The following is a 10,307-nucleotide window of genomic DNA, read 5'->3' as shown; positions in this document are numbered from 1 at the left end:
TAGGGCCCGCTAGGGCCTTAAAGCCAGGTCCGTTGCCCTGGTGCCTGGGCGCGTAGTCCAGGCTTAAAGTGGGGAAGTCCGGTGCAAGTCCGGCGCTGTCCCGCAACGGTAACCGGTCCTCCTACGTGCCTGTCTATGTAGGCCGGAAGCCCGAATACCTGCCAGGGCCGCCCGCAAGACCCCTAGGCGGGCACCTCACGCGGATGGGGGAGCGATGGGGGTTTGCAAAGCCATTTGCGCCCCTGCCTCCCGGCAGGGGTTTTCCCTACCTCCCCCGGGCCTGGCCCTAGCGGCCCGAGGGAGGTAGGTATGAGGAGAGTTTTTGCGGCAATAACGGTCCTTTTGGCCCTAGCCTTCGCCTTTCCCCTAACCCTCACCGACGACCTGGGGCGCACGGTTACGGTTAAGGCCCCGCCCAAGCGCATCGTCACCATGCTTCCCTCGGTGACGGAGACGGTCTGTGCCCTGGGTGCTTGTGACCGGATCGTGGCCACCGACGACTACTCCGATTGGCCGGAGAGGGTGAAGGCCTTGCCTAAGGCGGGGGGGCTATACAACCCCAATCCCGAGCTTATCGTTTCCCTAAGGCCGGACCTGGTTCTGGTCTCCAAGTACGGCCGGCTCTATGAAACCCTGGAGCGGGCGGGCCTGGTGGTCTTTGCGGTCAGGACGGAAACCTATGAGGACATCTTCCGCACCACCCGTACCCTGGGGAAACTTCTGGGCCTCGAGGCCCAGGCGGAGCGCCTGGTGGCCCAGATCCAGCGGGAGGTATACCAGGAGGAGTCCCGGGCGGCCAAGGCCAAGACCCGGCCCCGGGTGTACTACGAGATCGACCCTACTCCCTATACCGTGGGTCCTGAGAGCTTCATCGGGGTTCTGATCCAAAAGGCCCGGGGTGCGAACATTATCCCTAGGGAGCTAGGCCTTTTCCCCAAGATCGCTCCGGAGTTCGTGGTGGAGAGGAACCCCGAGGTGATCGTGGCCACCTACCCGGGTGCTTTGGAAACCATCCGGGCCAGGCCTGGGTGGAGCCGGGTGCAGGCGGTCCAGACGGGGCGCATCTGCGTGTTCACCGGGGGCCAGGATAACCTTCTCTCCCGCCCGGGCCCCCGGGTGGCCCAGGGGCTTAGGCTCTTGGTGGATTGCTTCCATGGGCGTTAGGCCATGATTCAAGCCCTCCCCCTGGCCTTTAGGCGGAGCCTGGTCTTCCTCTGGTTACTTTTCCTCCTTCTTCTGGCTCTGGTGCTGGGGGTGGCCCTGGGGGCGGTGAACCTGCCGCCAGGCGAGGTGCTCCAAGCCCTTTTGGGCCTTAAGGAGAATCCCATCGTCACCGAGATGCGGCTTCCCAGGGTCTTAGGGGGAATGCTGGTGGGGGCGGCCTTGGGCGTGGCGGGGGCCAGCTTCCAGGGGCTTTTCCGCAACCCCTTGGCCGACCCCTACCTCATGGGCTCGGCGGCAGGAGCAGCTTTTGCCGTGACCCTGTTGGCCTCCTTGCTGGGGGGATTGTCTCCCGCCTTTGCCCAGCACGCCATCTTTCAGGGCTTGCCCCTCTCCGCCACCCTCTTCGGGTTCCTGGGAGCCCTTTCCGCCACCCTCCTTACCCTGGTCCTGGCAGGGGGGGCGGCCCGAACGGGGGAGCTGGTTCTGGCGGGGGTGGTGGTGGGAAGCGTCCTGACGGGGGCCACCACCTACCTGATGCTGCAGGATGCCGACCGGGTGCGGGCGGTGTTCGCCTACACCTTGGGGAATCTGGCCTTTTTGGGTTGGCCTGCGGTGAGGGTCCTGGTTCTCTTTTTCTTGCTGGCTCTTCCCCCCCTCTTGCTGCTGGGCCGGGTGTTGAACGCCCTTCAGCTGGGGGAGGAGGTGGCCAAGAGCCTGGGGCTGCCCCTCGAGGGTCTTAAGCTCCTTCTCCTCCTGGCCGCAAGCCTTTTGGTGGCCGCTGCCGTGGCCCAGGCGGGGATCATCGGTTTCGTGGGCTTGATTACCCCGCATCTCCTTCGGCGCCTCTTGGGGGAGGACTACCGCCTGCTTTTGCCCGCTTCCGCCTTGGGGGGAGCGGCCCTCCTCGCCCTGGCGGACCTTTTGGCCCGCACCCTTACCCGTCCGGCGGAACTTCCCGTAGGGGTGGTCACCACCCTCTTGGGCGGACCCTTTTTCCTTTACCTCATGTGGAGGCGGCGTGGAAGGGCTTGAGGCTAAGGGCATCGTGGGCCCCTATGCCCTCTTGGGGGTGGACCTGGCCGTACGGCCGGGGGAGTGGGTGGCCCTTTTGGGCCCTAACGGCTCAGGGAAAAGCACCCTGTTAAGGGTTATGGCGGGGCTGCTTTGGCCCAGGTCGGGGAAGGTGTTGCTGGAGGGCAGGCCCCTTCGGGCCTACGGTAGCTATGCCCGGGGCCGGCTCCTTGCTTACCTGCCCCAGGGGGGCCCCTACCCGGAGGGGCTTTTGGTGGAGGAGGTGGTGCGCCTGGGAAGGCTTCCCCACCTAGGCCTTTGGGGGCAGGAGGGACGGGAGGACAGGGAAGCGGTGGAGTGGGCCTTGGAGGTTACAGGGGCTTCCCGCTTCCGGGGGCAGTGCCTGGGTAGCCTTTCCGGCGGGGAACGGCAAAGGGTCCTCCTGGCCCGGGCCCTGGCCACAAGGCCCCGTTACCTCCTTCTAGACGAACCCACCACCTTCCTGGACCTGGAGTACCTGGGGGGGCTTCTTGCCCTCCTGCGGGGCCTGGCCGCCAAGGGTATGGGAGTCCTGGCCGTCCTCCACGATCCCAACCAGGCGGCCCTGGCCGACCGGGTGGCGGTGCTCAAGGGGGGGAGGCTTTTGGCGGAGGGAAGGCCGGAGGCGGTCCTTACCGAGCCCCTTCTCCAAGGCCTCTATGGCCAAGGGGTTCGGGTGGCCCACCTTGGGGGGAGGCCCCATGTCTACCTGGACGCATAGGGCCAGGCTCTACATTCGCGGCCGGGCCTTCCTCTTGGACCTCGGCGAGGAGGTGGCCTTCTACACGGAGTCTGGACCCAAGAGGGCCCGTTACCTTCTGGTGGGCCGGCTTTCCCAGCCCGAGCGCCTGCGGCTTGGCCTGCCCGGGGAAGGGGTTCTCCACTATCCCTTGCCGGTGGACCCCTTGGCCTTTGAGTGGGAGGGGGAAACCCTGGTCCTTCCCGGGCTCAGGGTGTATCTGGGAGGCCCGCCCGCCTTTGTGGAAACCCCGTACTACGCCTGGCGGCTATAGGCTGGGATCTGCTTGGGTCCATAAGGGGCAAAGGCACCCCAGTGGTCCTTGACGGGGAGCTTGGCCCCGGGGTAGGGTGGACTTACCGACCGTTCGGTCGCACGCGGGAGGTGGGGGATGCGGCTTAAGGACAAGGTGGTGCTGATCACCGGGGCGGCCCATGGGATCGGCCGGGCCACCCTGGAGCTTTTTGCCCGGGAAGGAGCGAGGCTGGTGGCCTGCGATCTAGAGGAGGAGCCGCTAAGGGAGGCGGCGGAGGCCACGGGGGCCTTGGCCATACCCATGGACGTGGCCGATCCCAACTCGGTGGAGAGAGGATTCCAGGAGGCCCTCGAGGCCCTGGGCCGCCTGGATGGGGTGGTCCACTATGCGGGCATCACCCGGGACAACTTCCACTGGAAGATGTCCTTGGAGGACTGGGAGGCTGTGGTAAGGGTGAACCTCACGGGAAGCTTCCTGGTGGCCAAGGCGGCTTCCGAGGCCATGCGGGAGAGGAATGCGGGTTCCATCGTGCTCACCAGCTCCCGGGTGTACCTGGGCAACCTGGGGCAGGCCAACTATGCCGCCTCCAAGGCGGGGGTGGTGGGGCTTACCCGCACCCTGGCCTTGGAGCTTGGGCGGTACGGCATCCGGGTCAACGCCCTGGCCCCTGGCTTCATTGAAACCCGCATGACCGCCAAGGTGCCGGAGAAGGTGCGGGAGAAGGCCATCGCCGCCACTCCTTTGGGCCGCTCGGGGAAGCCTTGGGAGGTGGCCTACGCCGCCCTTTTCCTGGTTTCCGACGAGTCCAGCTTCATCACCGGCCAGGTGCTCTTTGTGGATGGGGGGAGGACCGTGGGGGCGGCTCCTGCCTGAGGGCTTAGGCATTAAGGCCCGAAAGGGGAAGCATGGATTTTTCCCGGTTGGATGCCTTTTTAACCAGGCAGGTGGCTGAGGGCCTTCTGCCCGGGTATGTGGCCTTGGTGGCCCGGGGGGGAGAGGTGGTCTACCGCGGGGTAGGGGGTTACTTGGACCCGGTGAAGGGCTTACCCATGCAGGAGGATGCCCTTTTCCGCGTGTACTCCATGACCAAGCCCTGGGTTTCCGCCTTGGCCCTCACCTTTGTGGAGGAGGGCGGCCTTTCCCTTCTGGACCCTGTGGAGAGGTATCTGCCCGTCTTCGCTGGGGTAAAGGTGGGACGGGAGGTGGGGGAAGGGGTGGTCTTGGAGCCCTTGCGGGCCCCCATCACCGTCTACGACCTCCTTCGCCACACCGCGGGCTTCACCTATGGGGTCTTTTTCCGCTCCCCGGTGAAGAGGCTCTACCTGGAAGCGGGGGTGGATCGGTTTGACCTGTCCCGGGAGGCCTTCTTGGAGCGGCTTGCCGCCTTGCCTCTCCGCTTCCAGCCTGGGGAAGCCTTTGAATACGGGCTTTCCACCGATGTGCTTGGGCACCTCTTGGAGGCCCTTACAGGTAAAAGCCTGGCGGAGCTCTTGGCGAAGCGGGTGTTTGCCCCTTTGGGGATGCGGGATTCGGGTTTTCTAGCCCAGGACCTTTCCCGCTTGGCCAGGCCCTTCCTCCAGGATCCGGAAACGGGTAGGTCCATCCGCCTCATCCCCGTGGAGGCGGAGCCGCCCCGGTATGCGGGGGGCTTGGGTGGCGTGAGCACGGCCTTGGACTACCTGCAGTTCCTGGAGGCCCTACGCACGGGCCGGGGCCTCCTACATCCCCGCCTATGCCGCCTCATGACCCAGGACCACCTGGGCCCCCTGTACGAGGCGGGGTTGCGGCGGGGCCTGGAGTACACCCCTGGACCCGGCTACGGCTTCGGCCTGGGGGTGGCGGTGCGTCTGGGCCATGGGGGTCTGGCCCCAGGGAGCCCCGGGGACTTCTACTGGTGGGGGTTTGCCGGCACCTACTTCCTGGTGGATCCTGCCCTGGAGCTGAGCGCCTTGCTCTTTACCCAGGCCCCCAATCTCCTTTCCCTGCTGGAGCCGGAAAAGGCCCTTCACTCCCGGCTCGGGCAAAGGCTTGGCCTGGCCTTCCGCACCCTGGTTTACGGAGCCCTTTCCTGAAGGGCCACCACCCCCACCGCCTGGGCCAGCTCCTCGGGGAGTCGGAATACCTCCCCTGCCACCTCGATGCCCACCCCGTCTCCGGTCTCCACCACTCTAAGGGTCTTTCCAGGAACCAGGCCCAGCTTGGCCAGGAGGTTGAGGGTACCCCGGTCCTGGGCCAGGGCCCGCACCACCCGGGCTTCCCCCAAAGGGGCCTGCGAGAGGGGGAGGGCAGGGGCTTCCGGCAGGGCCAGGTCCTTGGTGGGGATGGGGTCCCCGTGGGGGTCAAAGGGGGGGTGGCCCAAAAGCTCGGCGATCCTTTCCTCAAAGGCCTCGCTGATCACGTGCTCCAGCCTTTCCGCTTCCTGGTGGACCTCCTCCCAGCCGTAGCCCAGGGCCTGGTGCAAGTAGGCCTCGAGGAGCCGGTGGTGCCTTAGGACCTCCAGGGCGATCCGCCGCCCGGCCTCGGTGAGCCGGGCCCCCTGGTAGGGGGCGTGCTCCACCAGGCCTAAGGCGGTGAGCTTCTTAAGCATCTCCGTCACCGAGGGAGGTTTAACCCCCAGGCGCTCGGCAAGCGCCTGGGTGGGCACCGGGCCTTGCCGCTCCGCCTCCAGGAGGAAAAGCTGCTTCAAGTAGTCCTCCTGGGCCTCGGACAGGGGAGGGCGTCCCATCCCCCCCAAGGTAGCACGAATCCCCCCGGCTAGAGGAGTTGCTCCGCCCAGGGGGGTGGACCCAGACCCAAAAGGCCCTTAAGCCCCATGGCCGCTTCCACCCCCTGGGTGCCGTAGTTGTTGTTAAAAATGACGAAAACCGCTTCGGCCTTCTCCGCCAGGGTACGGGTGGCCCGGGCGAGGTCTGCCAGCTCCTCCGCCGAATAGCGCCAGTTGAAACGCTCGTAGGGCTTGAGGTGGGGGCCTTTCCAGGAGGCCACGTTTCTTCCGTGGCAGCGGAGCACCGCCACGGGATGGGTGGGCTCCAGGACCCGGGGTGGGGCCTCGGGGTGGGGCGGGGCGTCCACGCTCACGTGGATGAGGCCCAGCCGCAGAAGCTCCTTCTTCACGAAGCCCCAGGCCACGTACCACCTGGGGTTGCGGAACTCCACCGCCACCCAGTAGCCCCGGGTCCTTTCCGCCAGGTGCTCCAGGTACTGGAAGCTACGGGGCTTGGGTTCGGTCCAGGGGGGGAGGCCAAAGTGCAGGTAGCCCAGCTTGCCCGCTTCCCGTAGGGGTTCTATGGCGGCAAAGAAGCGGTTCCACGCTTCCTCCACCACCTCCTTGGGCACTTCCCGTTGGGAGAGGTGGCCTTCCTGCCGGGGCAACAGGGTGCGGAGGTCCTTGGGAAGCGCAGGGGCCTCGAGGCCGTGCCCCGTGAAGGCAGAAAAGGCCTTCACGTGGAAGAGGAAGCCCGCTGGGGTCCTTTCCGCCCACTTGGCCACCACCTCCCGCCGGGGCAGGGCGTAGAAGGTGCTGTCCACCTCCACGGTGTCAAAGTGGCGGGCGTAGTAGCGGAGGCGTTTTTCCGGATGGTTGCGCACCTCAGGCGGGTACCAGCCGGAGTTAAGGAGGGTCTCGTCCGTCCAGCTGGCGGTGCCTACCCGGATCTCCGCCATGCTCCCATACTGGCAAAAGGCGGGGAAGGGGGGCAAGGGTTACCGAGGGGTTGCCAGCTTCCGGGCCTCGTCCCCTGGGGGTGGGGAGGCCCTGCCGTTTCACACCGCCTCGGCCAGGGCACTCTTGGCCTGGCGGGCCAAGCGAAGGAGCTCGTGGGCCAAGGCTTCCAAGGCCCCCGGCCGCAGGCGGAAATACGTCCAACGCCCCACCCTCACCCCTTCCACCAGCCCGGCCTCGCGAAGGATGCGGAGGTGGTGGCTTACCGTGGGACCGGAAAGCCCAGTCTTCTCCTTCAGGTGGCAGAAGCAGACCCCGTAGGCGCTTCCGCACCGCGGGTCAAAGGCGGTGTGCCCGTCGGGGAGCTCGGCCAGAAGCCGGACGATGGTGAGGCGGGCGGGGTGGGCCAGGGCCTCGAGGCGGCTTTGTGCGAGATCGTGTTCCATAGCCTCCACATTAGCCAGAGGGGTCCTGGGACAAAGTGAAGGAAAACAGGTTATGAGTGGTAAGGGTGTATTTTTATGTGTGAAAATAGCCCTTCGGAACAGGCTTAAAGCCGCGATACCCCCCAGGAAGTATGTGAAATCGTCGGATCCTGGGTTGACAAATGTCCCTGGCATTTGATAGCCTTCAATCGCACCCAAGGAGGTGTAGGTATGACACAAACCCTTTCCCGTAGGCGGTTTGTAAAGCTTACAGCGGCGGCCACCGCCCTCTTCACCGCAGGGGGCAAGGCCCAGTTGGGGTATGCTCCCAGCCTCACCTACCCGGCGGTGAAGGTGGCCAATGTTTCCCAGGTGAAGACGGGCCAGCCCGTTACCTTCAGCTACCCGGATGCCTCCAGCCCCGCCATCTTGGTCAAGCTGGGTAAGCCGGCCGTTGGGGGTGTGGGCCCTGGGCGGGACATCGTGGCCTATTCCGCCCTTTGCACCCACATGGGCTGTCCTGTCCAGTACGAGGGGGGGAGGTTTATCTGCCGGTGCCACTACTCCATGTTTGACCCCGCCAAGGCCGGCCAGACCTACCAGGGCCTGGCCAGCTCCTGGCTCCCCCAGATCCCCCTGCGCGTGGACGGTAAGGGCGACATCTATGCGGTAGCGGTGGCCGGCCTCATCTGGGGCCGTGTCAAGAACGTTTAGGAGGTATAGAGTATGGCGCTCATTCCAAGAAAGGACCAGCTTCCCATTCCCCCCAAGAACGCCCGGGTGCATAACACCGTCTGCCAGTACTGCACGGCGGGTTGCGGCTACAAGGTCTACGTTTGGCCCGTGGGCCAGCAGGGCGGCCTTAAGGCCGACCAGAACGCCTTCGGCGTGGACCTGTCCCAGCCCCAGCCGCCCCTGGCAGGCTTGAGCTACACCGAGACCATGCACGCGGTCACCACGGGCAAGGATGGCCGCCAGTACCACGTGGTGATCGTGCCGGCCAAGGACAGCCCCTACAACCGGGGCAACTACTCCATCCGTGGCGGCACCAACGCCCTTACGGTCTGGAGCTTGGACCGGGGCACCCAGGACCGGCTTGAATACCCGCTCCTTCGGATTGGGGATCAGTTCCAGGCCATCACCTGGCAGGATGCCCTTACCCTGGTGGCCGGGGTCATCAAGGGGATCCGCGACCGGGATGGCAACGACGACAACATCACCGTGAAGGCCTACGACCACGGGGGCTCGGGCCAGGGCTTTGAGGATAACTACGGTCTAGGCAAGTTCTTCTTTGCCGCCCTTTCCGTGAAGCACATCGCCATCCACAACCGCCCCGCCTACAACTCCGAGGTCTGGGGAAGCCGCGAGCGGGGAGTGCACGAGCTCAACTACGACTACACCGATGCCCGCTTGGCGGACACGGTGGTGCTCTGGGGGGCTAACCCCTTTGAAACCGCCACGGTCTTCTATGCGGAGCACATCCTCCCCAACATCCAGGGGAACACGGTGGCTGAGAAACAGGAGGCCTTTGCCAAGGGAGAGCCTGCCGAGCCCGGCTACCTGATCGTCGTTGACCCCCGGAAGACCTCTTCCTACACCGTCGCTGAGACCGTGGCCAAGGACCGGGTCCTCCTCCTAAGGCCCAACCTGGGCACGGACTACATCCTGGCCAACGCCATTGCCCGGGTGGTCTGGGAGCGGGGTTACTACGACATGGCCTACCTCCAGGCCCGCACCGACATGGGCCTCTTTGAGGAGTACAAGCAGAAGAGCCTCAAGCTCCAGGTGCCTTACGCCGAGTTCATGGCCCAGGTGGAGCGGATCACTGGGGTGCCCCGGGCCCAGATTGAGAAGGCCGCTGACTGGATCGCCAAGCCCAAGGCCGGCAAGTTCAAGCGCCGCACCCTCACCGTCTACGAGAAGGGCATCATCTGGAACATGAAGAACTACGACCAGGTGGCGGCCATCGTGCAGCTGGCGGTTCTCACCCACAACGTCGGCCGTCCGGGCACGGGTTGCGGCCGTCTGGGCGGGCACCAGGAGGGGTATGTGCGTCCCAAGTCCCCTACCCCGGGCTCCATCTACCGGGGCGGCCCGCCGGTTAACGTGGACAAGTTCTTGGTGGAGGGCAAGGGCAAGTTCTACTGGGTGGTGGCCACGGATCCTTACCTTTCCACCCCCAATAGCCAGGTGTTCCGCAAGCGCATCCACGAGCGGACGCAAAAGCTCACCAGGGCCTTGGGCCAAGGCGGGGAGCCGGGAACCATCCAGGAGCGGGTGAGAAAAATCCTGGACGTGCTCTACTCGGATCCCGATGCCCTTTTCATGGTGGTCCAGGACATCTACATGACGGAGACGGCCAGGGATGCCCACCTGATCCTGCCTGCTGCCGGCTGGGGCGAGGCCAACGAGACCTCCATCAACTGCCAGGGCCGGCTCCTTCGCCTCTACGAGAAGTTCATGGACCCGCCCGGCGAGGCCAAGCCCGACTGGGAGATCTTCAAGCTGGTGGGCCTCCGCCTTGCCGACCTCTACCGGGCCGAGGGCAAGGCCCAGGAGGCGGCCAAGTTTGAGTTCGGCAAGAACTGGAAGACGGACGAGGACGTTTTCCTGGCCGGGGCCGAGGAGTTTAAGGACAACCGGGTGAGCGAGGAGGATGAGGCCATCCTCGAGGCCGAGAACTACAAGGGCGTCACCTACAAGTTCCTCAAGGAGGTGGGCCAGCAGGGCATCCGCACCCCCGTCCGCCGCGATCCCAAGACCGGGAAGCTGGTGGGTACGGTGCGCCGGTTCACCTACCGGTTCGGCACCCCCGACGGCAAGTTCAAGTGGTACGGCTCGGACGACTGGGAGGGCTACCCTGCTGAGGTGGCCAAGTACCTGGAAGGGGAAAAGGCCAAGCAGTATCCCTTCTGGGTCACCACGGGGCGGGCCCAGACCATCTGGCAGACGGCCTACCACGACCGCCACTTGCCGGTAAAGGCGGCGGCCTTGCCCCTGCCCTATGTGGAG

At 65.5% G+C, this 10,307-nt stretch carries 11 protein-coding genes and 1 riboswitch; of the genes, 8 read left to right on the top strand and 3 right to left on the bottom strand.

What is annotated here, in order from left to right:
* Positions 1-21: 21 nt before the first annotated feature.
* A riboswitch (cobalamin riboswitch) is annotated at positions 22-181 on the top strand.
* A 128-nt stretch (positions 182-309) separates the two neighbouring features.
* The 6 genes from Q0693_RS08590 (at position 310) to Q0693_RS08565 (ending at position 5,281) form a co-directional block, all read left to right on the top strand.
* A complete protein-coding gene (locus Q0693_RS08590; RefSeq protein WP_243029690.1) occupies positions 310-1,164 on the top strand; it encodes an ABC transporter substrate-binding protein in 855 nt (284 codons plus the stop codon).
* Between the two features lie 3 nt (positions 1,165-1,167).
* The gene (locus tag Q0693_RS08585) at positions 1,168-2,196 is read left to right on the top strand and encodes an iron ABC transporter permease (RefSeq protein WP_298630760.1); all 1,029 of its coding nucleotides are present in this window, start codon (positions 1,168-1,170) and stop codon (positions 2,194-2,196) included.
* A complete protein-coding gene (locus tag Q0693_RS08580; RefSeq protein WP_298630757.1) occupies positions 2,183-2,935 on the top strand; it encodes an ABC transporter ATP-binding protein in 753 nt (250 codons plus the stop codon). The genes Q0693_RS08585 and Q0693_RS08580 overlap by 14 nt, the downstream gene beginning before the upstream one ends.
* The gene (locus Q0693_RS08575; protein ID WP_243029693.1) at positions 2,916-3,227 is read left to right on the top strand and encodes a hypothetical protein; all 312 of its coding nucleotides are present in this window, start codon (positions 2,916-2,918) and stop codon (positions 3,225-3,227) included. The genes Q0693_RS08580 and Q0693_RS08575 overlap by 20 nt, the downstream gene beginning before the upstream one ends.
* Before the next feature lie 117 nt (positions 3,228-3,344).
* Positions 3,345-4,082 (top strand): SDR family oxidoreductase, encoded by a 738-nt coding sequence (locus Q0693_RS08570; protein WP_298630754.1) that lies wholly within the window; start codon positions 3,345-3,347, stop codon positions 4,080-4,082.
* 32 nt (positions 4,083-4,114) lie between these two features.
* On the top strand, positions 4,115-5,281 hold the full coding sequence (locus Q0693_RS08565; protein WP_298630752.1) for a serine hydrolase domain-containing protein: 1,167 nt from the start codon (positions 4,115-4,117) through the stop codon (positions 5,279-5,281).
* Here Q0693_RS08565 and Q0693_RS08560 read toward each other — a convergent pair.
* The 3 genes from Q0693_RS08560 to Q0693_RS08550 form a co-directional block, all read right to left on the bottom strand.
* Complete coding sequence (locus tag Q0693_RS08560) at positions 5,263-5,934, bottom strand: metal-dependent transcriptional regulator (RefSeq protein WP_243029696.1); 672 nt, start codon at positions 5,932-5,934, stop codon at positions 5,263-5,265. The genes Q0693_RS08565 and Q0693_RS08560 overlap by 19 nt on opposite strands.
* A 29-nt stretch (positions 5,935-5,963) precedes the next feature.
* Positions 5,964-6,872 carry a DUF72 domain-containing protein gene (locus Q0693_RS08555; protein WP_298630748.1) on the bottom strand — a complete coding sequence of 303 codons (909 nt, stop codon included), beginning with the start codon at positions 6,870-6,872 and terminating at the stop codon, positions 5,964-5,966.
* Positions 6,873-6,971: 99 nt separating this feature from the next.
* Positions 6,972-7,316, bottom strand: coding sequence for a metalloregulator ArsR/SmtB family transcription factor (locus Q0693_RS08550; RefSeq protein WP_298630745.1), 345 nt, complete (start codon positions 7,314-7,316; stop codon positions 6,972-6,974).
* A gap of 210 nt (positions 7,317-7,526) precedes the next feature.
* On the opposite strand from Q0693_RS08550, the gene Q0693_RS08545 reads away from it, so the two are divergent.
* Positions 7,527-8,009, top strand: a complete 483-nt coding sequence (locus Q0693_RS08545) for an arsenate reductase (azurin) small subunit (protein WP_243029699.1) — start codon at positions 7,527-7,529, stop codon at positions 8,007-8,009.
* A 12-nt stretch (positions 8,010-8,021) separates the two neighbouring features.
* A partial coding sequence (locus Q0693_RS08540; protein WP_298630741.1) for an arsenate reductase (azurin) large subunit occupies positions 8,022-10,307 on the top strand: 2,286 nt, incomplete at its 3' end.

This window comes from uncultured Thermus sp., assembly GCF_938010445.1.
Classification (GTDB): Bacteria; Deinococcota; Deinococci; order Deinococcales; family Thermaceae; genus Thermus; species Thermus altitudinis.
This window is presented reverse-complemented; position numbering and strand designations above follow the sequence as displayed.

What these genes read in the sequence shown, in the direction of transcription:
- Q0693_RS08590 (WP_243029690.1), top strand. Translation starts at nt 310, where the DNA reads ATGAGGAGAGTTTTTGCGGCAATAACGGTCCTTTTGGCCCTAGCCTTC.
- Q0693_RS08585 (WP_298630760.1), top strand. Translation starts at nt 1,168, where the DNA reads ATGATTCAAGCCCTCCCCCTGGCCTTTAGGCGGAGCCTGGTCTTCCTC.
- Q0693_RS08575 (WP_243029693.1), top strand. Translation starts at nt 2,916, where the DNA reads ATGTCTACCTGGACGCATAGGGCCAGGCTCTACATTCGCGGCCGGGCC.
- Q0693_RS08570 (WP_298630754.1), top strand. Translation starts at nt 3,345, where the DNA reads ATGCGGCTTAAGGACAAGGTGGTGCTGATCACCGGGGCGGCCCATGGG.
- Q0693_RS08565 (WP_298630752.1), top strand. Translation starts at nt 4,115, where the DNA reads ATGGATTTTTCCCGGTTGGATGCCTTTTTAACCAGGCAGGTGGCTGAG.
- Q0693_RS08560 (WP_243029696.1), bottom strand. Translation starts at nt 5,934, where the DNA reads ATGGGACGCCCTCCCCTGTCCGAGGCCCAGGAGGACTACTTGAAGCAG.
- Q0693_RS08555 (WP_298630748.1), bottom strand. Translation starts at nt 6,872, where the DNA reads ATGGCGGAGATCCGGGTAGGCACCGCCAGCTGGACGGACGAGACCCTC.
- Q0693_RS08550 (WP_298630745.1), bottom strand. Translation starts at nt 7,316, where the DNA reads ATGGAACACGATCTCGCACAAAGCCGCCTCGAGGCCCTGGCCCACCCC.
- Q0693_RS08545 (WP_243029699.1), top strand. Translation starts at nt 7,527, where the DNA reads ATGACACAAACCCTTTCCCGTAGGCGGTTTGTAAAGCTTACAGCGGCG.